Origin of the sequence: Niveispirillum sp. (assembly GCF_052437035.1) — a bacterium.
In the GTDB taxonomy this organism is placed as follows: Bacteria; Pseudomonadota; Alphaproteobacteria; order Azospirillales; family Azospirillaceae; genus Niveispirillum.
Window position 1 is genome coordinate 287,341 of record NZ_JBQVOH010000006.1, and the last position, 23,795, is coordinate 311,135.

The following is a 23,795-nucleotide window of genomic DNA, read 5'->3' on the forward strand; positions in this document are numbered from 1 at the left end:
TCCCTTTTCAATTAAAATAGCAAACTTACGGAGCCATTCATGAGCGGCTGGTACGGTTTCATCGGGGTGCCCACGGATGTTGGCAACAAGGCCTGTGGTGCGGCGGAGGGGCCGGCGGCCCTGCGCGCCATCGGCCTGCCGCGCCGCATGGGCATGGTGGACCGGGGCGATGTCCAGGGTCCCGCCTACGATGGCAGCCGCGATGAAACGGGTAGCCGGTCGGTACGCGAAACCGCCGCCTGGTGCACCGCCGTGCGCAACGCCGTGTCGGGCGTCTTCGCCGATGGCGGCCTGCCCGTCATGACCGGCGGTGACCATGCCATGGCGCTGGGCTCCGTGGCGGCGGCGGCGGAGCATGCGCGCCGTCAGGGCAAGAATTTCTTCGTCCTGTGGTTCGATGCACATCCCGATTTCAACACGCCCGAAACCTCCCCGTCCGGCAATACCCATGGCTATCCGGCGGCGCTGGCCTGTGGCATCGGCCATCCCGCCCTGCTGCGCGTCGGCGCCTTCACGCCGCTGCTGCGCCCCGACCGTCTGGTGCAGTTCGGCATCCGCGACATTGACGAAGGGGAGCGGGCGAACCTGCGCCGGTCGGGGATCGAGTTTCACGAGATGCCGGCGGTGCGCGAACGCGGCCTCGCCACCCTGGTCGCCCACACGATCAGCCGGATACAGGCGGCGGGCGGCGGCCATGTCCATGTCAGCTTCGATATCGACGCGCTGGACCCCAGCGTCGCGCCCGGCGTCGGCACGCCCGTGCCCGACGGCCTGACCCTGGATGAAGCGGTGGATGCCCTGCGCCTGCTGGGGGCCTCTGGTCTGGTGCAGTCGCTGGACATCGTCGAATATGCCGCCACCCAGGATCAGGGCAACCGCACGGCCCATGTCGTCGAACATCTCCTGGCGGGCCTGATGGCGGGCCGGGAAGGGCAGACGGCCCTGGTGGCGTGATACACGTTCCCTTAAGCGCCGGGCGCCGCCATCCGGCGGCTTGGCTTACGCGGCACGGGCCGCGCGGCGGCAGTCGCCGCCGCACCGCCGGCCAAGTATCTTGACCGGTGGTATGTGCCCTTCCATTGGGCTACCCTGGCTACCCCGCCACCACCCGGACCCGCCATGCGCCGCCGCCTTGATCAGATCGACCTGCGCATCCTGACAGAGCTGCAGGCCGATGGCCGCATCACCAACCAGGCCCTGTCTGAACGGGTGGGCCTGTCGGCGCGGCCCTGCCTGGAACGGGTGCGCCGGCTGGAACGCGAGGGGCTGATCACCGGCTACCGCGCCGTGCTGGATGTCCGCCGGCTGCAAAGCTGCATCACGGTCCTGGCCCAGATCGCGCTGGAACATCATGGCCGCCACGGGCGACAGCTGTTCGAACGCCGCCTCGCCAACACGCCGGAAGTGGTGGAATGTTTCGAGGTCAGTGGCGAGTTCGATTACATCGCCAAGCTGATCTGCCCCGATATCGACGCCTATCAGGAACTGACCCAGGGCTGGATCGACGATACGGAGCTGGGCGTCAGCCGCGTGACCTCCAACATCGTCCTGCGCCCCGTGCGTGACCAGGCCCCAACACCGCTATTCGGTGCCGATCAGGAAGGCTGAAGTATTACTATTGAAAATCAAAATCAATAGCAGCCTCTCTGCCGATATATCCCAATGAACAGCATGAAATTCTCACGCCACCTCGTATCTTCGGTCCGGGTCATGCCTACTCATGGCTATGTTATCTGGTGTCCATAAAGAAAAAAGGTCGGCAGGATGGTTGCGCGGTTGGCGGCTTTGGCGTTGGTGGCGGGTCTGTGCGCGGCCCCGGCCTGGGCAGATGTCGAAGGCTCGGTCAGCCTGACCAGCGATTATATCGACAAAGGCCTCTCCCAATCCGATGGCCATGCCGCCTTCCAGGGCGGACTGACCTGGACCCATGAGACGGGCCTGTTCCTGGCCGTGGACGGCTCCACCGTCGATTTCAACGATGGCACCGATGCCGAACTGAACCTGATCGGCGGCTATCAATGGGAATGGGAGCAATGGGCCGTCGTGGCCGGCATCAGCCGCACCCATTATGCCGGCGCGCCCAAGGGTGCGGGCCTGGACCTCTGGGAATTCGCCCTGGCTGGCTCGCTGGACCTTGAGACCCATCAATGGGAAGCGGAAATGGTCTACAGCCCCGATGATGGCGGGGCCGGCGACGCGTTCTATCACCGCATCGCCGTCACCATCCCCTTTGCCGAGCGCTTCGCCCTCTCCCCGCATCTCGGCCACCAATGGTATGATCGCAAGGACTTGGGCGGACCCAACTTCTGGGAGTGGGGTGCGGAACTCTCCTACGCCCTGGCCCCCGCCACCATCGGCATCGCCTATACCGACACCAGCCTGAAGAATGAGGATGGCTGCAAATGCGGTGGCCGGGTGGCGGCGTTTGTGACGGTGAGTTTCCCGTAAGGGGGGGAGGGCAGGGGGCGTAACCCCACGCGCCAACGCCATTGCCGCACCTCACCCGGTTGTGAAAAGATAGCCATCTTCCACACCGGGATGCTACCCATGCCCAAGATGCCCGACGACCTGCCCGAGAACGATCGTGGGGCAAGGCAATTTTCCTGGCCGGCGTACTGGCCACTCCAGCCATGGATAGGGATACGTGATCTCACCTCTGGTCGCGGCTACAGCCTCTGGCGCAAGGTCGCGACCGTGCTGCTCCTGGCCTTGCTGGCCGCTCCGGCGGCCCGTGCCTGCTCCACCTACTACGAACCGGGGGAGACGCCGGCGACCGCTTATGCGGATGTGGCCAGGGCACCGCTGATTGTGGAGGCGCGGGTGATCCGGCCACTGGCCGATGGCTACGTCGAATTCACCGTGAAGCGTGCGTTGCGTGGGACGGCGGAAGGGCGCATCCGGGTTTCCGGACGCTATTTCGCCGATCTGCGGACCTATCGCGGCTGGCTGGGCGAATGTTTTAATGACGTCTATCAGGCGGGTGCCACCTACCTGTTGCTGCTGTCACCTGACGGCAAGGGGGGCTACCACCCCTACGCCTCGCCCTTGCAGTTTGAACCGGGTCGGACGTCTCTGCGCCGCGCCTGGGTGGAGGTGGCGGCGGAAATTGTGCGGATCGAGGATACGCTGCCCCCAGACCAGCGGATGGCGGCCATCCGCGCTGCTCTGGCGCAGGTTCAGCACCCAAAGGCCAGCGACGCGGAGAAGTTCAAGGCGCGCCGCCTCTCCGAACAGCTTGACACGATACAGACGACACAGCCGACAAGCTATCTGATCTGGCTGCATGGGGAGTTGGAGGCGGGCCACATCCCCGCCGGCCTACGCTGGAACCCCTGGGTGGAGGATTGGACCGTCACCAGCGATGATGGCACGGTCAGTCGTCCTCATGTCTATACGGCACCGGAATATCGCATCGCCGTGCTGTGGGCCTTGTCACGACCGGGCCACGCGGATGCCGCGGAATTCTTCGCGGGCCTGGCCGCGCGAAATGATGATCCGGCGGGCCTGTTCTTCGCCATAACCCATATGGCTTGGCATGATCGGCGGGGCGATGCGGCCCGTCTCCTGGCCACACGGATCATGACAGTCTCCCTGGCCGAGGCGAGCAACCATATGTCCATGGTTGGAAGCGCCATGTCCGGTCGCACCCGCGTGGACGAGGAGCCGGCCTGGCGCCGCGACCCGGTCCTGCGTGACACCTGGCCCGATCTGGCCTGGCGTTTCCAGGCTTACCTTGGATCTTATGGAGGCCCGACATTCTTCGCGGATATCGCTCCTTACCTGCAGGTCACCGACCCCGTGGCCGAGCCGGGTAAGGCCCTCTGGCTGGTGAGTGAGGTCACCGATCATCCCCTGCTCGCCTGGGCGGAACAGCGATTGCGTGATCCTGTCAACCGGGCGGAATGGGATCGTCGCTATAAGGGGTGGGAAGAGAACGAGGTGCAGTTGCCCTTGCGGCTGCTGACAGAGCGGAGCCAGGGTGACATCCTGCTGATGGAGCTGTTTTGCCGGGATGAAAAGTCCCGCGCGGGCGTGATCGAGGCCTTTCGGAGAGAATTGACGTTTCTAAAGGATAGCCTCTATCTCCGTATGCTGGCCACGCCCGGCCTGTCTGAAGAGGAGCGCCAGGGCCTGCTGCTGGCCGGTGCCGCCGCCGCCACCCGCAACGGCTTTAAAAATGATGAAGTGTATATTGCTCTCGTGAAAGGCACCGCGCCAAAGGCAGAACCGCTTGCCTGTCCAACACGGAAAGAGGGTTGAGGACACAGCCATGGCCGATGCTCTCGCCCTGAACCTGCCGACAAGGAATCCTGCGCTGATCCGGGCCTGCCGGTGGCGCGTTCTGTCGCGTTTGCTGCCGCTGCTGCTGACCCTGGCCCTCCTGGCCGCATCCCCGGCTTGGGCTTTGTCCCTGCCGCCCCCTCCGCCCGGTGGCTGCGGTGGATATAAGGATATGGCGCGCAGTGCAGCATTTGATATGGTGGCCCGGGCCGACGCCATCATTGTGGCGGAGGCGGCTTCTCTGGCCCCACGGCGGGGGCCGGAGCCTTACCAGTATCCACCCTTCGCCACCTTTCGCCGGCTTTCGGCGCTGAAGGGGGCAGGGCCGGAACAGGTTGATCTTGCGCTGGGCTTTTTCAGCGGCGGGCCGTTGGGGGCCGATCACGTCAACCCCTGCCAATTTTTCATGCCCCGGCAGGGACAACGCTATGTGCTGTTCCTGGCGCGCCGGGCGGATGGTAGCTGGACAATCCTGGCGGTGGCGGGTGGGGACGTGGCTGCCCCTTATGGCGGTGCCAAGTCACGCTGGGTCCGCATGATCCGCGATTATGTGGAGATGCAGAAGGCAGGGCCGGAGACCGCCTTACGCGCATTGGAAGCAGACTTGCAGTCCCGGCTCCGTCCTGATGCCGACCTAGATACGCAATGGCGCGCCCGTCATGCGCTGGACTATCTGACGGGTGCCTGGCCCTCCATGCCGACGGCGCATCTGACCAACATGATCACCCGGGCGGAACGGGGAGAACCGCCGGCCTGGGGCGGGCGTATTGACGATGGCATGGGGCGTTACTTGCCCTGGTCGAGAGCCGACAAACGTCCCTGGCCGCAACTGCTCGCCGGCGTGATCGACGGGGCCGGGGAGCCGCTGGAAGGCAAGGATAGCCGCCGCGCCGACTATGCCCTGCTGGCACTGATTACCGGGGATCATCCCGATGCTGTACCTTTTTTCCGGGCACGGCTGGACCATAACCATGACGTGCGAAGCCTGATCTGGGCCATACGCCACCTCGCCTTGCTGGGCCGCCGGGCGGAGGCACTGGACCTGCTGGAACGGGATTTCGAACGCCTGATCTTCACGGACAATCCATGGTACTATAGTGACGATCTACGGGGTTTCATTCGGGCCATGCAGGGCCGTGTCGGCCCCGATGAGGAGAGTGAGGCCTGGCTACAGGACCCCGCCGTTGCCACCCGCTGGCCGAAAGTCGCCCTGGTCCTGGGACGGGAAGTCAGAGGTTACGGTGATTGGCTTTTGGAAGATGTATTTGGCGGCCATAGCCGATATGTCCCCAATGATGAGGAAGTGGCAGCCGTCCTGGCGACCACCAGCAACCGGGGTGTGCGTGATTGGGCGCAGGCACAGGCTACTGCCTTGATATCGCAACTACCGGAACCAATTCCGATGGGCTGGCCGCCACCAATGACGGGCGCGCAGCGATTGGCGCCCATCCTGTTGGCGATGAACGAATGGCCGCGCATGCGGCCCCTGGTTGAACGGATATGGTGCAGCGATCCTGGCGCGCGGAAGATGTTTATCTTTTATGCTGGCAGGGACGCCCGCGACCCATTCATCCTGGCCGACCTGTTGGCAAGCACAGACCCTGCTGACGCCATCCAGCGCGCCCAGATGCAGCAGGCTCTGATCCGCTTCTACGCCCGCGAGGATGGCAGCGCACCAAGGGCCCCGTTCGGTTCTGTTGATCCCTCCCTCCCTGACCTGACCGATGCAAGGCTGGTCCGGGACCTGATGGCTGGCGGGCAGGGACCGGGCCGCCCCTTTGTCTGTCCCGCGCCGGACACGCGAAATCCATAAAGGCACCCTACGGCCCGCCCACCCGCCGCAGCTTGATTTCCGCATCGTCCAGGCCCGACAGCACCAGCAGGCCGCCCTCGTCCAGCGTGTGGCGCTGGATGGAGCGCAAGGCCGAGAGGAAGGCCTGCTCGCGCTGCATGATGTCGCGCGGGCAGGCCATCATGGTGCTGGCGGCGGAACGGCTGGCGATGGTGATGCCGTTGGCGTCGGCGCGGAAGCGGGCCACGAAGCGGTTGCATCCTGCCTGTCCCGTCACGTCGCCCGCCGCCGTGAAGCGCATGGCGGGCGCATTGTCGGTGGGCACGTCCTTGCCGTTCAGGGACACGGCCTGCCATTCGCCCTGCGCCAGGAACGTGGCCGCCGACCCGCCGCACCCGTCCAGGGTCTGGCCCTCCACCTCCACCCGCACCCGGTCGGGCAGGGGGGTGGCGGTGCGCTCATCCAGGCAGGTACCGGGATTGATGGTCACCCTCAAATCACCATCGCCCAGCCTTCCCTCATAGCGATAGCCATCGGCCAGTAACTGTCGCTCGGGCAAGGAAATCCGCGCGATCTGCGACGTTCCTGTGCCAAATCTCACGATGTCGAGGCGGTCCGTGCCGATGCGCAGGGTCCAGCCGGGGCTGTATCCGCGCGCCTCATACTGGCCCGGCGGGCTGGTTTCGGTGAAATCGGCCTGGGCACAGGCGACCTCTGTCTCGGGGCCCAGCGACAGGCGGGCATTGCGCCCCTTGCTCCAGAACTCGATCTCCCGCCCGTCCGCCGTCTCCCCGGTATAGCGGGCACCCGATGCCGACAGCGCCCGGTCCAGCCGGTGGGTCTGCCCGTCAACGGTCAGGTCCAGGCCGCCTTCCTCATACAGCGCCACCACCTCGCGCTCCCCGCACTGAAACGGCACGCCAGGTGGGCGCGGGGCCGCTTCTGCCCCGGATGCGGGGGCGGGTGGTGCCGGGGGCACGGGCGGCGGTGCGGCGGCGCGGGTCAGCCAGAGCGTGCCCAGATCATGCAGGCCCGTGCCGGGATCGATGACATGCGCGCTCTGGATGGACCAGAGGGGCCGTCCGCCCGCGTCCTGGATGATGGCCCGCACGGCATAACGTTCGCCGGCCTTCAGCTTGGCCGCCACCGCCGTCAGGCGGAAGCGCAGCGGCACCTGCTGTCCCGCCAGATCGATGCTCTGCCGGGCCAGCACGGGGGCAGCGGGATCGGCGGCCATGCCCGGTTCGGCCAGGGTGACCAGCAGCGTGGCACCGGGCGGCAGGGCGATGCGCTCGCGATAGGACAACTCACCGATGATGGTGACAAGCGGTCGGGCGGTGGATGAACTGGCCGGAACCGGCGCTGCCAGGGCAGGGGGCAGGGCGGCGGGCAGGATCAGGCAGGCCCCCGCTGTCAACAATGCCATCCCATAGCAGCTGCGCCGCATGCTCTGTCCTGTTCTTGTCTGATCCGGGCGCCGATGATGCCGCCATGGCCGCGCGCATGCCAGTTTGAAATGCGGGCGGACCCCTGAATTCCGCCCCGGCTGCCCCCATCACGGGCGATTTCGCTTTCCTCAGTCGCCGGCGGCGCTATTTCCGGTCAGCCGAAAACAGCCCCCACAGTGCGCCCCATCACCCGCTAATGACAATGGAGCAGGTGAATACGTATGCGTCGCAACGCAGCAAGCTTATGCATACGTATTTTCGCGCTCACCGTTTTCGGGGTTTATAACTAAATTCGAAATGCGACATGGCCGGAACAATTGGGACCTTACGGGCCCCTTTGTCGGTGCCGACGGGAGGAAAAGGTGCCTGCATAAGAAAAAGGCACCCGAATTCTTTGCCAGCCGAATAATCAAGGGCGGCCCTGCGGCATCCAATAAAGATCAAGGCCTGTTGCGGGTGAGGTTAGTCGTCGCGTCCGCTTGTCAGGGTTGTTGCGTGTTCGGACAGGGTCCCGGCATTCCCGCTGCGTAAAGTGGCGGGTCATGGGAGCCGTATGCCCGGTTCGGACGAAAGTCGCTCGCGGTCAGGAACTGCGCCCCGAACGGGGTCAACAAAGAACAATGGCGTCGGTGACGCTTAGTCGATGGGGAGTGAGAGGAATGTCCAAGGTTCATCCAATGCGTTTCGCGTTGCTGGCGACGGTTGCCGGCACTGCCATGCTGACGGCCGGCGCCGCGTTCGCCGCCGATGACAGCATCGTGACCCAGCGCAGCGAGACCCAGGTGGCCCAGGCCGCCCCGGCCGCCGCCGCTCCCGCTGCTGGCGACGGCATGCTGGAAGAGATCATCGTCTCCGGCTTCCGCCAGTCGATCCAGGCCTCGATCGAGCAGAAGCGCAACGCCACGCAGATCGTGGAAGTGATCACCGCCGAAGATATCGGCAAGCTGCCCGACAACTCCATCGCGGAATCGATCGCCCGCCTGCCCGGTCTGGCGGCCCAGCGTGTCGATGGCCGTGCGTCGGTCATCTCGCTCCGCGGTCTCGGCCCCGACTTCACCGCCACGCTGCTGAATGGCCGCGAGCAGGTTTCCACGGGCAATAACCGTGGTGTGGAGTTCGACCAGTACCCCGCCGAAATCTCGTCGGGCGTCGCCGTCTACAAGACCTCCCAGGCCAGCGTCGTCGGCCAGGGCCTTGCCGGTACCGTCGATCTGAAGACCATCCGTCCGCTGGATTACAAGGAGCGCGTGGTCGCCGTCTCGGCGCGCAGCGAATATGTCACCAACGGCAAGCTGAACAGCGACAGCAAGGAGATCGGCTACCGCTTCTCCGGCACCTATGTCGATCAGTTCGCCAATGACACGCTGGGCCTGTCCATCGGCGTCTCCCACCTGAACCAGCCGACGCAGATCAAGTCGGCCCGCTTCTGGGGCGACGGCAACTATCCGCAGGCTACGCGCGGGACGACCGTTCTGACCAACATCCCCACGACCCCGACCTATATCATCGGCGGTGGTGAGTTCCGCGCCAATTCCCAGACGCTGAAGCGTACGGGTGTTGTCGCGACCGTGCAGTACGAGCCGACCGACAATTTCGCCACCTCGCTCGACTTCTTCTATTCAAAGTTCGACGATGTGCAGTATCAGCGCGGTGTGGAACTGCCGCTGTTCTGGTCGGGCGCCGTGCCGACGGCCACGACGGTTGAAAATGGTCTGGTCACCGCCGGCTCCTTCTCCGGTGTGAAGGGCGTTGGCCGTTCCGACATCCGCGAAACCCATGCCGACCTGTACTCCGCCGGCTGGAACGGCAAGTACACCAAGGACGCCTGGACCGTGACCGCCGACCTGGGCTACAGCTCGGCTGACCGCGAATCCTCGCGTTTTGAGGCTTATTACGGCACGGGCCGCAACGGTGTCGGTGCCACCGACACGGTCGGCTACACCTCCACGCCGAATGATTTCGGCTGGCAGCTGACCAAGCGTCTGAACTATGCCGATCCCAACCTGATGCAGCTGACCGATCCGGGCGGGTGGTCCGGTGGTTCCATCGGTTCGCTGGACCAGAACGGCTACCTGAACAAGCCGCATATCCAGGACGAGCTGTACACGGCCCGCTTCGACGTGAAGCGCGAGATCGACAGCAACGCTTTCAGCGCTGTGACGGTTGGTGCCAACTACACCGATCGCAGCAAGGATTACGAACAGCCCGAATGGTACATCGTCACCACGGCCAATGTTCAGAACCCGACTGCACAGCGTTCCATCCCCGTGCCCGCCGCTTCCGTGCTGAAGCCGACGGACCTGTCCTGGATCGGTTTGGGTGATACCCTGGCCTTCGATCCGCGTGATCTGCTGGCGCAGAATATCTACTCGCTGGTCAAGTGCCCGCGCCTGAACTGCGTCAATGATCTGGCCTACTCGATCAGCGAGAAGGTCTGGACCGGCTATGCCCAGGTTGACCTGGATGCGCAGTTGGGTGACACTCGCCTGACCGGCAATATCGGTGCGCAGTATATCCGCACCGACCAAAGCTCCACGGCGCCCGTCATCAATCCCGACAAGACCTTCAAGCCCATCACGGACGGCATCAAGTATAATAACTTCCTGCCGAACATGAACCTGATCTTCACCCTGCCGAACGAGGATCATAAGATCCGTCTGGCGGCAGCACGCCAGATGGCGCGGGCCCGGCCGGATCAGCTGTCTGCCCTGTTCACCTATGGGTTCGATGGCGGCAACGAGGCGAAGCTCAACAGCACCAATATCGCAATGTCGCCCTGGAGTGCCGATGACGAAAAGAACGGTAATCCGAAGCTGAAGCCCTGGATCGCGGACGCCATCGACGCCACCTACGAATTCTACTTCGCCGATGCCGGCTATCTGGCCCTGAATGGCTATTACAAGTGGCTGAAGACCTACATCTACCGCGAAACCACCATCTATGATTTCACCGGCCTGCCCACCAACGGCCTGACGCCGAAGCTGTTCACGGGCTATGCCAAGCGTCCGGTGAACGGCAATGGCGGCGATATCTACGGTCTGGAAGCCGCCTTGTCCCTGCCGTTCGACCTGATCAGCGAGCGGTTGGATGGTTTCGGTATCACCGGCAATGTCGGTTACACCAAGACCAGCATCACGCCCGACCCGTCGCAGCCGTCGCAGCCGATCCCCGGCTATTCCAAGTACACGGCCCAGGGCACGTTCTATTATGACAAGGACGGTTTCCAGGCCCGTGTCTCGGCCAACCACCGCTCCAAGTTCCTGGCAGAGGTCACCGGCTTCGGCCAGGGCCGCGCCAACCGCATGGCCAAGGGCGAGACGGTGATGGATGCCCAGGTGTCGTACGAGTTCCAGGAGGGCTCGTCGCTCCAGGGTCTGACCGTCATGCTCCAGGGCTACAACCTGACCAACGAGCCGTTCGTGGCCTATGGCCAGAACGATACCCGTCTGGTTGAGCGGTACGAGGAGTTTGGCAGCCGTTATCTGCTGGGTGCGTCCTACAAGTTCTGATCCTGTCTCCCTCTGCCCCCGCCGGTTCCTGCCGGCGGGGGTTTTTTCTATCAGGGACAGGATCGACACTTTCCATAAGCGAACCTTGATAATCGCGCAGCCAGAACGAGTTTCCTTCCAAATTTCGGAGGAATCCCCATGCACTGTCCTGAATGCGAGAAGATCAAGGCGCTGGTCCATGCCGACAACCGGTTGCTGCTGGCCCCGCCCACATCCCATACCCGTTCCAAGCTGCTGGACATCGCGACCCGCCGCCGCCTACGGCTGGTGGATACTGAGGACCCGGCTTGCCTGGATATCCGCCTCACACGCGGCGATATGGATGCCTTCCTGACGGACGTGAATGGCAGCCTGTCACAGGAGGAGACGGATCATTGCCGTGCCCTGCTGCTGGACGGGGACAAGGCGCCGGCCTTGTCCGACTATATGTCCACGCGCACGCTGCGCTGGCTCATCGCCGCGGTAAAGGGGCAATGGCTGGTGGGCATGCTGGAACAGGACCGGTTGTTCTCCATGCTGCAGCCCATCTGCCGTCCCGACGGCACGGCTTTTGGGTATGAGGCTCTGCTGCGGGGGCGGGAGGGGAATGGCGATATCGTCTCGGCGGGTTCGCTTCTGTCGGTGGCGATGGAGACGCAGTTGCTGTTCACGCTGGACCTCGCGGCCCGGCGTGAAGCGATCAAGGCCTTTGCGACAAAACGTGCGCCGGGGGCCAAACTGTTCGTGAATTTCAACCCGTCCAGCATCTATGACCCGGCCTATTGCCTGCGCACCACCCACAGTTTCGTGCGTGACATGGGCCTGACGCCGTCGGACATCGTGTTCGAGGTGACGGAAACGACCGAGGTGAAGGATCAGGCCCATCTGCGCGGCATCCTGGCTTTCTATCGGCAATCCGGCTTCCGCGTGGCGCTGGATGATATCGGGGCCGGCTTTTCAGGCCTGAACATGCTGCAGGAGTTGCGCCCGGATTATGTGAAGATCGACATGGCCCTGATCCGGGGCATCGACCAGGACCATTACAAGCAGAGCATCGTGCGCCATCTGATCGGCATCGCTGCCGATACCGGGGCGCGCATCGTGGCCGAAGGGATTGAGACGGAGGCGGAACGCGCCTGGGTGACACAGGCCGGGGTGGATTTCCTGCAGGGCTACCTGCTGGGCCGTCCCGCACCGGTGTAAAGCTAACGCGCGTTTGGTTTGGCCCGCCCGCTCCTTTCCCCTTAACCTGACATTCCCATCGCATTCGGGCAGACCAACATGCACAAACCCATTCGCAGCATCGTGATCGTCGGTGGCGGTACGGCCGGCTGGATGTCGGCGGCGGCCCTGGCCCGTGTGGCTGGCAAGACCCACAGGCTGCATCTGGTTGAGAGTGAGGAGATCGGCACCGTCGGGGTGGGGGAGGCGACGATCCCGCCCATTGCCACCTTCAACCGCGTGCTGGGCATCGACGAGGATGAGTTCCTGCGTGCCACCAACGGCACCATCAAGCTGGGCATTGAGTTCAAGGACTGGTACCGCCAGGGCCATCGCTATATGCATGCCTTCGGGGCGCTGGGCCGACCCCTCGGCATGACCCATTTCCACCATGTCTGGCGTCGCGCCCATGCGCTGGGGCTGGATGGGGACTGGGAACAATATGTCTACAACACGGTTGCCGCCCGCGCCCTGCGCTATGGCCGTCCGGGGCCGCAGCGGCGCACGCCGCTGGAACCGCTGACCCATGCCTTCCATTTCGATGCCGGCCTTTATGCCGCCTTCCTGCGCCGCTTCGCCACCGAACGCGGTGTGGTGCGGACAGAGGGCAAGATCCGCCGCACCATCCTGAACGCCTTCAACGGCCATGTGGAGGCGGTGGAGCTGGAGGATGGCACGAAGATTGAGGGCGACCTGTTCATCGATTGCTCGGGCTTCCGGGGCCTCTTGATCGAGCAGGCGCTGGGCACCGGGTTTGAGGATTGGTCCCACTGGCTGCCGTGCGACCGCGCCTGGGCCGTGCCCTGCGCCAATGGCGGCGAATTCACGCCCTATACCCGCTCCACGGCGCATTCGGCCGGCTGGCAATGGCGCATCCCGTTGCAGCACCGTATCGGCAACGGCCATGTCTTCGCCAGCCGCTATATGGGTGAGGAACAGGCCCGCGACATCCTGATGGCCAATCTGGATGGTACGCCGCAGGCTGAACCGCGCCTGCTGCGCTTCACGGCGGGCCGGCGGAAGAAGATGTGGAACCGCAATGTCGTGGCCGTGGGCCTTTCCAGCGGCTTCCTGGAACCGCTGGAAAGCACGTCGATCCATCTGGTGCAGTCGGCCATCACCCGCATCCTGATGGCCCTGCCCAATGACGGCATCGACGCGGTGGAGGTGGATGATTTCAACGAGAAGGCGCGCGCCGAGTATGAGCGCATCCGCGACTTCATCATCCTGCATTACAAGGCCACCGAACGCGATGACAGCCCCTTCTGGCGCGACTGCCGCACGATGGACATCCCCGAGGAGCTGGAACGCCGCATGCGCGTCTTCGCCTCCCATGGCCGCGTCTCCCGCGTGTTCGATGAACTGTTCCTGGATGTCAGCTGGATTCAGGTCTTCTTAGGCCAGGGCGTGATCCCGCGCAGCTGGCATCCGCTGGCCGATCAGTTGAGCGAGGCGGAACTGAAGGAATTCCTCGGCGAGATCAAGGCGATGATCGGACATGAGATGGCGGCCCTGCCGACCCATGCCGACTTCATCGCCCGCCATTGCGCCGCCCGCCCCTCCTGACACCAAACCCGGCGGTTCCCATCCGCCGGGCCGTCCCGGTCACGTTGACCGGGTTCTTGCTCCCTCAAGGGAAACTGCGGCCGGCGGGGCGCCCCGCCGGCCGGACTTTTCCGGGGGGAGATAGAGTTAGCGTCGCTCCCTCACCCTCCCCTTGGCTGATGCCAACGGGCGAGGGGCAAATTTTCTCCCCTCGCCCACGAAAGTGGGAGAGGGAGGGGCCCAAGCCCTCCAGGGCTTGGGAGGGTGAGGGAACCACGTCCCCCAGCCGCCCACGCCCGCCCCACCACCCGCCAAACCGAAAGGCCCCAGCCATGTCCCGCCTGCTGACGACCGCCGCCACCCTGCTGGCCCTGGCCGCCCCTGCGGCGGCGGGGGACCTCGCCTCCTATCGCGACCGGCCCTTTGCCGATGATGTGGTCTATTTCGTGGTCACCGACCGCATGGCCAATGGCGACACGTCCAACGACCGGGGCGGCCTGACCGGCGGGCCGGAACAAACAGGTTATGATCCCACCGATATCGGCATGTTCCATGGCGGGGATTTCCAGGGTCTGGTGCAGAAGCTGGACTATATCCAGGGCCTGGGCGTCACCGCCATCTGGGTCACCCCGCCCGTCGTGAACAAGGTGGTCCACAAATATGATGGCGGCCTGTCAGCAGGTTACCACGGCTATTGGGGCCTGGATTTCCTGAATGTCGATCCGCATCTGGGCGGCAATGCCGCCTTCAAGGCCTTTGTCGACGCGGCCCATGCCCGCAACATCAAGGTCATCATGGATATCGTGGTGAACCATACGGGCGACGTGATCCAGTTCCGGGAATGCGACCCCACCAGCATGTCGAAACCCTGCCCCTACCGGTCCAAGGGCGACTATCCAACCACCCGCCGCGCGTCGGATGGCGCTGCCATCAATCCGGGCTTCCTGGGCGACGGCGCGGCCCATCAGACGGTGCCCAACTACGCCGCCCTGACCGACATCAACTACGCCTACACGCCTTACGTCCCGGCAGGCGAAGCGACGGTAAAGAACCCCGCCTGGATGAATGACCCGCGCCATTACCATAATCGCGGCGACAGCCATTTCAGCGGGGAGGACAGCATTTTCGGCGACTTCTCCCGCCTCGACGATCTCTACACCGAACAGCCCGCCGTCGTGGACGGGATGATCGATATCTATAAGCACTGGATCAAGGAATACGGCATCGACGGCTATCGCCTCGACACCGCCAAGCACGTGAACCCCGAATTCTGGCATCGTTTCGTGCCGGAGATCACGGCCTTCGCCAAGGCCCAGGGCATTCCCAACTTCATCATTTTCGGCGAAGTGGCCAATGAAAAGCCGGCGGACCTCGCCGCCTATACCGATATCCTGGGCCTGCCCTCGGTCCTGGATTTCGGTCTGGCCGTGGCGGCGCGGGACACGCTGGGCATGGGCGCCGACCTCGACCTCTGGGACGGCCTGTTCCGCGCCGACCGGCTCTACCCCGCCGGCGACGACACGGCCCGCCAACTGGCCACCTTCATCTCCAACCATGATCAGGGGCGTCTCGCCTTCAAGATCCGCAAGGCCAATCCGAAGATGAAGGCCGAGGAGCTGCAGGCCCGCGTGGCGCTGGGCCACGCCCTGATGTTCCTCTCACGCGGCGTGCCGACCCTCTATTACGGCGATGAACAGGGCTTTGTGGGTCTGGCCGATGACAAGGCCTCGCGCCAGCCGATGTTCGCCAGCGCCTCGAAGCAGTTCAACACCGAAGAACGCCTGGGCACCATCGGCCCCCGCACCGGCGACTCCTTCCAGCCCAGCCACAGCCTCTACCGCGCCTTCGCCAGCATGGCCGCCATCCGCCAGGCCCATCCCGGCCTGCGTCAGGGCCGTACGGTCATGCGCTATTTCGAACGCAAGGGTCCCGGCCTCCTGGCCTTTTCCCGCATCGACGACGCGCGCGGCGAACAATTCCTCATCGTCGCCAACACCGACACCAAACCCCGCTCCCTGAACCTCGACACTGAAGGGCCGGGCACTACCTGGACCGCCCTGCATGGCACCTGCGCGACCGGGCAGGGGACGGCCTACAGCGTCACCGTCCCGGCGCTGGATTACATTGTCTGCCGGAAGGGGTGAGGGGATAGAGTACATTTTGTGTTTACAAAATGTACGTACGCTGCTAACCTCGATATCAACTGTAGATAAAAATCGATGTTTGGGAGGGTAACGCCAGAGGAGCGAACGCGATGCAGTTCGAGTGGGACCCTTCTAAGGCTCTGATAAATATGGAGAAACACGGGATCGACTTCGAAGATGCCATTTATGTCTTCGCGGCTCCGACCCTGGAATTTCCAGACACCCGCAAGGACTACGGAGAGACCCGTATCATCGCGCTCGGTATCCTGGATGGCCGCGTCCTCGTGGTCGTCTACACGGACCGGGCCGATGTAAGGCGCATCATTTCGGCAAGAAAGGCCAATGACCATGAGCAGCGAACGTACCACGCGGCGCTCGCTCGGCGATCGCCGCCCGAAGGTTGACTGGTCGCGCGTCGATGCGCTGACCGATGACGATATCCAGGCGGGAATCGATGCCGATCCCGATGCCGCCCCCATGCTTGACAATGCCTGGCTGGCTCATGCGCAACTGGTGGACCCGGATACCAAAGTTCCCGTCACCATCCGGCTTGACCGCGATATTGTCAGCTTCTTCAAGGATCATGGGAAGGGCTACCAGACGCGGATCAATCAGGTCCTGCGCGCCTTTGTTGATCACGAACGTGCCAACCGCCGCACGGGCAGTTAGCCGCTAAACCACCTCTTCCTCCGCCACCGGCCCATTGCGCATCAGCGCCGCCAGCCGCCGCAGCGCCACCGTCAGCGCCTGCTGGTCCGGTGCCGCACCCAGCCCCACCCGCACATATCTGGGCGGTGGTTCCGGGGCCATGGCGAAGGCGGCACCGGGGATGACCGCCGCCCCCATCTTGCGCGCCGCCTCGGCAAAGGCGCGGTCGGTCCAATAGGGGGGCAGGGTGACCCAGGCATGGTGGCCTTGGGCGTGCGCCACCATCGACCCGACGGGCAGTTCGCGCCGGGCAATCGCCTGCCGCTCTTCCGCCTCCTGCCGGATCGCGGCCAGGATCTCCTGCGCGGTCCCATCCTCGATCCACCCCGTCGCGACCGCCACCGATAAGGGTGGGGCCATCTGGGCCGTGGCGCGCAGATGGGCCCGCACCGCCGGGATATCGGCCCCCAATGGGGCCACCAGATAGGCAACGCGCAGGCCCGGTGTCAGGCATTTTGACAGGCTGGAAATATGCCAGACCCGTTCGGGCGCCAAGGCCGCCAGCGGCGGCGGGCCGGGATCGGCCAGCATGCCATAGGCGTCATCCTCGATCAGGGTCAGGTTCAGATCGCGTGCCACCTTCACGATGGCCTGGCGCCGCTCCAGCGGCATGGTGGTGCAGGTCGGGTTATGGATGGTGGGGATCAGATAGACGATCTTCGCCTCGGCATTGCGCGCCACCGTGCTCAACGCTTCGGGCACGATACCCATGCTATCGGTCTGGATCGGCGTCACATACAGGCCGCGCAGTTGCGTCGCCATGCGGAACCCGGTATAGGTGAACGGGTCCGTCATCACATCGGCGCTCCACCCGCCCAGCAGGGTCAGCAGGGCCGACAGACAGGCCTGCGCACCGCCCGTCACCAGCACCCTGCCGGCATCCAGATCGGGGATGCGGGCCGACAGCCATTTCGCCCCCGCCCGCCGGTCGCCATCGCCGCCGCCGCTGGGCTGGTAATTCAGCAGGCTGGACAGGTCGGGCCGCCGCGTCAGCCCCGCCATGGCCCGGCCCAGCCGCAGCGCCAGATTGGCGCTGGTCGGCTGCGGCGGCAGGTTCATGGACAGGTCCAACTCCACCTTGGTGCGCTGCGGGTTCACGGCATCGGCAACATATGTCCCGCGCCCCACCACCGCTTCCACCAGCCCCCGCGCCCGCGCGTCGGCATAGGCGCGCGTCACGGTGGTCAGGTCCACGCCCAGGGCATCGGCCAGCTTGCGGTGCGGCGGCAGGCGCATGCCCGGTGTCAGGGCGCCAGACGCGATATCCATGGCGATGGCATCGGCAATGGCGCGGTACAGCGCCCCGCCCGGCGGCAGCGTCGGCGGAACCCAGTCAGCCATCAGCCCTGCCCATCCCCATCTTCATCCAGCCGCCCCTGTTCCGCCTTGTTCATATACTGGGCACAGACCAGCCAGCCCTTCAATGGCCGCAGCAAGGCCATCACCGACAGCATCGATACGGGGAGGGTGGTGAACAGATGCACCCAATAGGGCGCCTGGAATGCCAGTTCCTGCCACACCGCAAATCCCGTCAGCGGGAAACTGACAATCGACATGGTGAAGAACGCCGGCCCGTCCGCCGGATCGGCAAAGGACAGGTCCAACCCGCATTGCGAACAATTCTTGGCCAGCGCCAGATAGCCCGCGAAGATTCTTCCCTGCCGGCAATGCGGGCACAACCCCCTGATGCCCAGCCCGAATGGTGTGGTGGAAAAGTCGATTTTCTTATGGGTGGCCATGATCCGGCACCTCCACATTGTATGGCCATACAATGTGAATTGTATGGTGTCTTCACTATCCATACGCCTGCGATGCCCATGAGTCCCATGTCAGCTTGTCGCAGGCCAAAGAAAAACCCCGGCTCCTCGCGGAACCGGGGTCCAAACACGCACCGTAGGTCAGGTTGGGGGGCAAAGCCCCAAGCCCTGACACGCAACCTCAGCCAGCGGCCACCAACGCATCCACCGCCTTATCCAGGCCGATATGCCAGTCCGGTAGGACCGCACCCGGCAGCGCCAGATAGCGGCTGCAATCCAGCACGGAATTGGCCGGACGCTTGGCTGGTGTGGGATATTCCTTTGTCGAAATGGGTTTCACCACCGGCACGGGTCGGCCATGGCGGGCCGCACTGGCGAACACCGCTTCGGCAAATGCGTGCCAGCTCGTGGGCTCCGTACCCCCGAAATGATAGATGCCATGGGCGCTGCCATCGGCCACGAATGGTGCCATCAACAGGATGGCATCGGCGATATCATGGGCTGCCGTGGGCCGCCCCCGCTGGTCCGCCACCACCCGCAATTCCGGACGGTCGGCACCCAGACGCAGCATGGTCCGCACGAAATTGGCACCATAGGGGCTGAAAACCCAGCTGGTCCGCAATGTGGCATTGCGCGCCATGCCCAGTTCTGCAATTGCAAGTTCGCCCGCCAGCTTGGAGGCTCCATACACTCCCAACGGTCCGGTGGCGTCATCCTCGCGCCAGGGCCGGTCGCCGCCGCCTTCGAACACATAGTCGGTGGAGACATGGATGAAGGGGATGTCGGCCTGTTTGGCTGCCGCCGCGATATGACGGGTGCCGTCGCGATTGACTGCAAAGGCTTGATCCGGCTCACTTTCTGCCTTGTCTACGGCGGTATAGGCCGCGGCATTGACGATCAGGTCCGGCTTGTGCGCCGCAATGGCACCGGCCACCGCTACCTCATCGGCAATGGACAGGCTTTCACGGCCCAGGCAGGTCACCCGATGACCCGCCTTCGTGCCCTGATCCTGCATGGCAAGCGCCAGCTGCCCACCCCGGCCAAACACCAGAATATGCATGAAAATCAAGCCCCTGCCTCGCGCAGGATCTTTATCAGATACTGCCCGTACTCATTCTTCATCATGGGCTTGGCCAGCTTTTCCACCTGCTCCGCCCCGATCCATCCGCGCCGATATGCGATCTCTTCCGGACAGCAGATTTTCAGGCCCTGGCGCTTTTCCACCGTCTGCACAAAGTGCGTGGCCTCGACCAGGCTGTCATGGGTCCCGGTATCCAGCCAGGCATAGCCCCGGCCCATCCGTTCCACCATCAGCTTGCCCTGCTGCAGGTAGACATTGTTGACGTCGGTGATTTCCAGCTCACCGCGCGGCGACGGCTTGATGGTCGCAGCGATGTCCACGACCGAATTATCGTAGAAATACAAGCCTGTAACGGCATAGTTCGACTTGGGCGCCTTGGGTTTTTCCTCGATGGTCAGGGCATTGCCCGTGGCATCGAAGCTTACCACGCCATATCGTTCCGGGTCGTTAACGTGATAGGCGAATACTGTGGCGCCGCTATCCCGGCTATCGGCATTGGCCAGCAAGGCCTCAAACCCGTCGCCGTAGAAAATGTTATCGCCCAGCACTAGTGCTGCCGGATCATTGCCGACAAAGCCCCGCCCGATGATGAAAGCCTGGGCCAGCCCATCGGGGCTGGGCTGCACCGCATAGGACAGGTTCAGGCCCCACTGGCTGCCATCGCCCAGCAGATGGCTGAACTGCGGCAGGTCATGTGGGGTGCTGATCACCAGAATGTCGGTAATGCCTGCCAGCATCAGGGCCGACAGGGGGTAATAAATCATGGGCTTGTCATAGACGGGAAGCAGCTGCTTCGACACGCCCATTGTGATGGGGTACAGTCTTGTCCCGGACCCGCCTGCCAGAATGATGCCTTTACGCTTGGCCATTATTTTTTCCCCTCGCCCCGGCGCTTGTGGGCCTCTTCCCGCAACGGGCCCCACCACCATTCATTATCCAGATACCAGCGCACCGTCTTTTCCAGACCCGTCTCGAAGCTTTCCTTCGGCTCCCAGCCAAGGTCCGTGCGGATCTTGGTGGCATCGATGGCATAGCGGTGGTCGTGGCCGGGACGGTCCTTCACGAACGTGATCAGGTCACGGCGCGGGGTCCCATCGGGGCGCAGACTGTCCAGGATGTCGCAGATACGCTCCACGACCTCCAGGTTGGTCTTCTCGTTATTGCCGCCGATATTGAACCGCTCACCCACAGGACCGCGCGTCAGCACCTCCCACAGGGCGCTGGCATGGTCTTCCACGAACAGCCAGTCGCGGACATTGTCGCCCTTGCCATAGACGGGCAGGGGACGGCGCTCCAGCGCGTTCAGGATGACCAGCGGGATCAGCTTTTCCGGGAAGTGGAAGGGCCCGTAATTGTTGGAACAATTGGTCAGAACGACGGGCAGCCCATAAGTATGGTGCCAGGCATCGACCAGATGGTCGCTGGATGCCTTGGACGCCGAATAGGGCGAGCGGGGGGCATAGGGCGTGGTCTCGGTGAAGAAACCTTCATCGCCCAGCGACCCGAACACCTCGTCCGTGGAGACATGGTGGAAGCGGAAATCCGCCTTCTTCTGCCCGTTCAGACACTGCCAGTAATCGCGCGCTGCCGACAGCAGCACGCCCGTACCCACGACATTGGTCTGGATGAAGGCGTCGGGACCGTCGATGGAACGGTCGACATGGCTTTCGGCGGCCAGATGCACGATGGCGTCGGGCTGATACTTCGCGAAAATCGCATCGATCGCGGAACGATCGCAGATATCCGCCTTTTCGAAATGGTAAAGCGGGCTGTCCTTGGCCGACTTCACATTCTCAAGGTTCGCGGCATAGGTCAGCTTGTCGATATTGACGACGGCGCAACCCTTCTCGCCCACCACATAGCGGATGAAGGCGGAACCGATGAAGCCGGCGCCCCCGGTAACGAGGATCAGTTTGGGGGAAAGCATGGTCATTCCAGGGCTCTCGGATCGTCGGTTCAGAAAATCGGCGGCAGATCGGCCAGACGCGGCAGCTTCATGTCCTTATCGGACAAGATCAGCTTTTCCGCCGGAAACGGCCATTCGATGCCCAGATCGGGATCGTTCCAGATGATGCCGCCATCATCGGTCGGGCTGTAATAGTCGGTCACCTTGTACACGAACTCCGTATCCGGCCGCAGCGTGCAGAAGGCATGCGCGAAGCCGGCGGGTATCCAGAACTGCTCCCCACCCTCGGCGGTCAGCTCCACAGCCACATGCCGTCCGAAGGTGGCGGAACCATGGCGCATATCGACGGCCACATCCAGAACCGCACCCGCAACCACCCGTACCAGCTTGCCCTGCGCCGTCGGCGGGCGCTGAAAATGCAGGCCACGCAGGGTACCGACATCGCGCGACAGGGAATGATTGTCCTGCACAAACTCCACATCCGCACCCACCAGCTCCTTGAAGCGGCGGCGGCTGTAGGTTTCGGCGAAATAGCCGCGATGGTCGCCGAAGCGCGCCGGCTTCAGCAATGCGAGGCCGTCAATATCGAAGCGGGTGACTTGCATGGGATCGGATCCGGCGAAGGGAAAGACAAGGGGTTCAGAATAACAGAGCCATCACGACCGCCCCTTCGCCCCAGGGCACGGTTCGGGACGGGTTCCTTATGCACGTTTCACCGTTATCAGGCAATGGTAACGGGGGCGGGGCCGCCAAGCGGCTTGCGCCCAAGCCCCCTCCATGATCCCCTGAGGGCCAGTTTTTGACGGGGGCAATGATGCGGGTTCTGTCTTGGCTGCTTTTGGGTGGGGTACTGACGCTGGCGGGGGTGCCCGGACAGGCCCAGACCCTGGTTCATTGCGCCGAAGCCGCCCCTGACAGCCTGAACCCGCAATATTCCACCTCGGGCAATTCCTACGACATCGCGCAGCAACTCTATGAAAAGCTGGTGAATGTGCAGCGCGGCTCCCTGGACCTGGAGCCGCAGCTGGCCACGGGCTGGGAACTGGCGGATGAGGGGCGGACGGTGATCTTCACCCTGCGTCAGGGCGTGAAATGGCACCGATCCAAGCTGTTCACCCCGACCCGTGATTTCAACGCCGACGATGTCATCTTCACCTTTGCCCGGCAGATGGACAAGAACCATCCCTATAATGCTGTTTCGGGCGGTAAGGTCTACGCGCCTTTCCATAATCTGGGCCTGTCCACCAACCTTGTGGCGGTGGAGAAGCTGGAACCCTACAAGGTGCGTTTCCGCCTGAAGGAGCCGGATGCCGGCCTGCTTCGCGCCCTGACCAGTCAGGCCATGTCGATCCAGTCGGCCGAATATGCCGATGCCATGCTGAAAGCCGGAATGCCAGAGAAGGTCGATCTGGAGCCGATCGGTACGGGACCGTTCCAATTGGTCCGGCACCTGCTGGATACTGAGGTGCGGATGCGCGCCAACAAGGACTATTGGCGCGGCTCCCCGCCGCTCGCCCAACTGGTCTTCGTCATCGCGCCTGACGCCACCGTCCGCTATGCCAAGCTGAAGGCTGGCGAGTGCCATACCATGACCTATCCCAACCCCGCCGACCTGGACCGCATGCGCCAGGACAAGGATGTACGGATTGTAGGGGTGGATGCCATGTCGGTCGGCTATGTCGCCATGAACATGGCGAAGAAGCCGTTCGACGATCTGCGTGTGCGCATGGCCATCAATCTGGCCATCGATAAGAAGGCCATCCTGGATCAGGCCTATATGGGCACGGCCAGGGCCGCCACCACGCCCATCCCCATTGGCCATTGGGCCCATGATGACAGCGTTCAGGACCTGCCCCATGACCCGGCCAAGGCTAAGACGTTGCTGGCCGAGGCCGGCTTAAAGGACGGGTTTGAGACGGAGCTGTGGACCATGCCCGTGGTCCGCCCCTACAACCCCGCACCCCGCCGCATTGCGGAGATGATCCAGGCCGATTTGGCCAAGGTGGGGATCAAGGCGAAGATCGTCACCTATGAATGGGGCGAGTATGTCCGCCGGGTTCGTTTCGGTGAGGCACCGATGGCTCAATATGGATGGTCTAATGACGAGGTGGACCGGTTCATGTCCGACCTTCTGTCCTGCGAGGCGGCAAAGCCAGGCAATGGCAACTTAGCCCGCTGGTGCGATCCGGAAATGGATCGGCTAATCAACGCGGCCCGCCGCACCAGCGATCAGGCGGTGCGGCGCGGCTACTATATCCAGGCGCAGGCCGTCTTCCGCAAGGTGATGCCCTGGCTGCCCATGGCCAACCCGCATGTCTATGTCGCCATACGCCCGGAAGTCGTGGATTTCCGCGCCTCACCATCCACCCGGCTGGATTTCTATGGGGTAGGGCTGAAACAGCCCTGAATGAGAAAAGGCCGCGC

The 23,795-nt window shown here is 63.7% G+C and carries 19 protein-coding genes; 12 read left to right on the top strand and 7 right to left on the bottom strand.

The genetic code is table 11. From position 1 onward, the window contains the following. Positions 1–39 precede the first annotated feature (39 nt). From ACT6Q8_RS16700 to ACT6Q8_RS16720, 5 genes are all read left to right on the top strand, one after another. Complete coding sequence (locus ACT6Q8_RS16700) at positions 40–954, top strand: arginase (protein ID WP_444733068.1); 915 nt, start codon at positions 40–42, stop codon at positions 952–954. 165 nt (positions 955–1,119) lie between these two features. Then, positions 1,120–1,608 (top strand): Lrp/AsnC family transcriptional regulator, encoded by a 489-nt coding sequence (locus tag ACT6Q8_RS16705; protein ID WP_054169800.1) that lies wholly within the window; start codon positions 1,120–1,122, stop codon positions 1,606–1,608. A gap of 156 nt (positions 1,609–1,764) precedes the next feature. Continuing rightward, the gene (locus ACT6Q8_RS16710) at positions 1,765–2,448 is read left to right on the top strand and encodes a TorF family putative porin (protein WP_444733069.1); all 684 of its coding nucleotides are present in this window, start codon (positions 1,765–1,767) and stop codon (positions 2,446–2,448) included. 99 nt (positions 2,449–2,547) lie between these two features. Further along, positions 2,548–4,260, top strand: coding sequence for a hypothetical protein (locus ACT6Q8_RS16715; RefSeq protein ID WP_444733070.1), 1,713 nt, complete (start codon positions 2,548–2,550; stop codon positions 4,258–4,260). 10 nt (positions 4,261–4,270) lie between these two features. Continuing rightward, positions 4,271–6,094 carry a hypothetical protein gene (locus ACT6Q8_RS16720; RefSeq protein ID WP_444733071.1) on the top strand — a complete coding sequence of 608 codons (1,824 nt, stop codon included), beginning with the start codon at positions 4,271–4,273 and terminating at the stop codon, positions 6,092–6,094. Between the two features lie 7 nt (positions 6,095–6,101). Here the strand turns inward: ACT6Q8_RS16720 and ACT6Q8_RS16725 are convergent, their stop codons facing one another. Next, the gene (locus ACT6Q8_RS16725) at positions 6,102–7,499 is read right to left on the bottom strand and encodes an META domain-containing protein (RefSeq protein WP_444733072.1); all 1,398 of its coding nucleotides are present in this window, start codon (positions 7,497–7,499) and stop codon (positions 6,102–6,104) included. Positions 7,500–8,180: 681 nt separating this feature from the next. On the opposite strand from ACT6Q8_RS16725, the gene ACT6Q8_RS16730 reads away from it, so the two are divergent. The 6 genes from ACT6Q8_RS16730 to ACT6Q8_RS16755 all read left to right on the top strand — a co-directional run bounded on the left by ACT6Q8_RS16730 (position 8,181) and on the right by ACT6Q8_RS16755 (position 16,588). Next, positions 8,181–11,030, top strand: coding sequence for a TonB-dependent receptor (locus ACT6Q8_RS16730; protein ID WP_444739405.1), 2,850 nt, complete (start codon positions 8,181–8,183; stop codon positions 11,028–11,030). Positions 11,031–11,168: 138 nt separating this feature from the next. Further along, complete coding sequence (locus ACT6Q8_RS16735) at positions 11,169–12,212, top strand: EAL domain-containing protein (protein WP_054169806.1); 1,044 nt, start codon at positions 11,169–11,171, stop codon at positions 12,210–12,212. A 78-nt stretch (positions 12,213–12,290) separates the two neighbouring features. Then, entirely contained in the window at positions 12,291–13,796 is a 1,506-nt protein-coding gene (locus ACT6Q8_RS16740; protein WP_444733074.1) for a tryptophan halogenase family protein, read from the top strand. Positions 13,797–14,107: 311 nt separating this feature from the next. Continuing rightward, positions 14,108–15,919 carry an alpha-amylase family glycosyl hydrolase gene (locus tag ACT6Q8_RS16745; protein WP_444733075.1) on the top strand — a complete coding sequence of 604 codons (1,812 nt, stop codon included), beginning with the start codon at positions 14,108–14,110 and terminating at the stop codon, positions 15,917–15,919. 110 nt (positions 15,920–16,029) lie between these two features. Continuing rightward, the gene (locus ACT6Q8_RS16750; RefSeq protein WP_444733076.1) at positions 16,030–16,323 is read left to right on the top strand and encodes a BrnT family toxin; all 294 of its coding nucleotides are present in this window, start codon (positions 16,030–16,032) and stop codon (positions 16,321–16,323) included. Continuing rightward, entirely contained in the window at positions 16,268–16,588 is a 321-nt protein-coding gene (locus tag ACT6Q8_RS16755) for a BrnA antitoxin family protein (RefSeq protein WP_444733077.1), read from the top strand. The genes ACT6Q8_RS16750 and ACT6Q8_RS16755 overlap by 56 nt, the downstream gene beginning before the upstream one ends. A 3-nt stretch (positions 16,589–16,591) precedes the next feature. Here the strand turns inward: ACT6Q8_RS16755 and ACT6Q8_RS16760 are convergent, their stop codons facing one another. The 6 genes from ACT6Q8_RS16760 to rfbC all read right to left on the bottom strand — a co-directional run bounded on the left by ACT6Q8_RS16760 (position 16,592) and on the right by rfbC (position 21,976). Beyond that, on the bottom strand, positions 16,592–17,968 hold the full coding sequence (locus ACT6Q8_RS16760) for an aminotransferase-like domain-containing protein (protein WP_444733078.1): 1,377 nt from the start codon (positions 17,966–17,968) through the stop codon (positions 16,592–16,594). Then, a complete protein-coding gene (locus ACT6Q8_RS16765; protein WP_054169812.1) occupies positions 17,968–18,366 on the bottom strand; it encodes a DUF983 domain-containing protein in 399 nt (132 codons plus the stop codon). Before ACT6Q8_RS16765 ends, ACT6Q8_RS16760 begins: the two co-directional genes overlap by 1 nt. A 199-nt stretch (positions 18,367–18,565) precedes the next feature. Then, a complete protein-coding gene (rfbD, locus tag ACT6Q8_RS16770) occupies positions 18,566–19,444 on the bottom strand; it encodes a dTDP-4-dehydrorhamnose reductase (RefSeq protein WP_444733079.1) in 879 nt (292 codons plus the stop codon). 5 nt (positions 19,445–19,449) lie between these two features. Beyond that, a complete protein-coding gene (rfbA, locus tag ACT6Q8_RS16775) occupies positions 19,450–20,334 on the bottom strand; it encodes a glucose-1-phosphate thymidylyltransferase RfbA (RefSeq protein ID WP_054169813.1) in 885 nt (294 codons plus the stop codon). After that, the gene (gene rfbB, locus ACT6Q8_RS16780; RefSeq protein WP_054169879.1) at positions 20,334–21,392 is read right to left on the bottom strand and encodes a dTDP-glucose 4,6-dehydratase; all 1,059 of its coding nucleotides are present in this window, start codon (positions 21,390–21,392) and stop codon (positions 20,334–20,336) included. The genes rfbA and rfbB overlap by 1 nt, the downstream gene beginning before the upstream one ends. 29 nt (positions 21,393–21,421) lie before the next feature. Then, complete coding sequence (gene rfbC, locus ACT6Q8_RS16785) at positions 21,422–21,976, bottom strand: dTDP-4-dehydrorhamnose 3,5-epimerase (protein ID WP_054169814.1); 555 nt, start codon at positions 21,974–21,976, stop codon at positions 21,422–21,424. 206 nt (positions 21,977–22,182) lie between these two features. Here rfbC and ACT6Q8_RS16790 point away from each other — a divergent pair, with 206 nt between their 5' ends. Further along, a complete protein-coding gene (locus ACT6Q8_RS16790) occupies positions 22,183–23,778 on the top strand; it encodes an ABC transporter substrate-binding protein (protein ID WP_444733080.1) in 1,596 nt (531 codons plus the stop codon). Positions 23,779–23,795 lie beyond the last annotated feature (17 nt).

What these genes read in the sequence shown, in the direction of transcription:
- ACT6Q8_RS16720 (WP_444733071.1), top strand. Translation starts at nt 4,271, where the DNA reads ATGGCCGATGCTCTCGCCCTGAACCTGCCGACAAGGAATCCTGCGCTG.
- rfbA (WP_054169813.1), bottom strand. Translation starts at nt 20,334, where the DNA reads ATGGCCAAGCGTAAAGGCATCATTCTGGCAGGCGGGTCCGGGACAAGA.
- ACT6Q8_RS16745 (WP_444733075.1), top strand. Translation starts at nt 14,108, where the DNA reads ATGTCCCGCCTGCTGACGACCGCCGCCACCCTGCTGGCCCTGGCCGCC.
- ACT6Q8_RS16705 (WP_054169800.1), top strand. Translation starts at nt 1,120, where the DNA reads ATGCGCCGCCGCCTTGATCAGATCGACCTGCGCATCCTGACAGAGCTG.
- ACT6Q8_RS16725 (WP_444733072.1), bottom strand. Translation starts at nt 7,499, where the DNA reads ATGGCATTGTTGACAGCGGGGGCCTGCCTGATCCTGCCCGCCGCCCTG.
- ACT6Q8_RS16760 (WP_444733078.1), bottom strand. Translation starts at nt 17,968, where the DNA reads ATGGCTGACTGGGTTCCGCCGACGCTGCCGCCGGGCGGGGCGCTGTAC.
- ACT6Q8_RS16715 (WP_444733070.1), top strand. Translation starts at nt 2,548, where the DNA reads ATGCCCAAGATGCCCGACGACCTGCCCGAGAACGATCGTGGGGCAAGG.
- ACT6Q8_RS16790 (WP_444733080.1), top strand. Translation starts at nt 22,183, where the DNA reads ATGATGCGGGTTCTGTCTTGGCTGCTTTTGGGTGGGGTACTGACGCTG.
- rfbC (WP_054169814.1), bottom strand. Translation starts at nt 21,976, where the DNA reads ATGCAAGTCACCCGCTTCGATATTGACGGCCTCGCATTGCTGAAGCCG.
- ACT6Q8_RS16730 (WP_444739405.1), top strand. Translation starts at nt 8,181, where the DNA reads ATGTCCAAGGTTCATCCAATGCGTTTCGCGTTGCTGGCGACGGTTGCC.
- ACT6Q8_RS16740 (WP_444733074.1), top strand. Translation starts at nt 12,291, where the DNA reads ATGCACAAACCCATTCGCAGCATCGTGATCGTCGGTGGCGGTACGGCC.
- ACT6Q8_RS16755 (WP_444733077.1), top strand. Translation starts at nt 16,268, where the DNA reads ATGAGCAGCGAACGTACCACGCGGCGCTCGCTCGGCGATCGCCGCCCG.
- ACT6Q8_RS16700 (WP_444733068.1), top strand. Translation starts at nt 40, where the DNA reads ATGAGCGGCTGGTACGGTTTCATCGGGGTGCCCACGGATGTTGGCAAC.
- ACT6Q8_RS16735 (WP_054169806.1), top strand. Translation starts at nt 11,169, where the DNA reads ATGCACTGTCCTGAATGCGAGAAGATCAAGGCGCTGGTCCATGCCGAC.
- ACT6Q8_RS16710 (WP_444733069.1), top strand. Translation starts at nt 1,765, where the DNA reads ATGGTTGCGCGGTTGGCGGCTTTGGCGTTGGTGGCGGGTCTGTGCGCG.
- ACT6Q8_RS16750 (WP_444733076.1), top strand. Translation starts at nt 16,030, where the DNA reads ATGCAGTTCGAGTGGGACCCTTCTAAGGCTCTGATAAATATGGAGAAA.
- rfbD (WP_444733079.1), bottom strand. Translation starts at nt 19,444, where the DNA reads ATGCATATTCTGGTGTTTGGCCGGGGTGGGCAGCTGGCGCTTGCCATG.
- rfbB (WP_054169879.1), bottom strand. Translation starts at nt 21,392, where the DNA reads ATGCTTTCCCCCAAACTGATCCTCGTTACCGGGGGCGCCGGCTTCATC.
- ACT6Q8_RS16765 (WP_054169812.1), bottom strand. Translation starts at nt 18,366, where the DNA reads ATGGCCACCCATAAGAAAATCGACTTTTCCACCACACCATTCGGGCTG.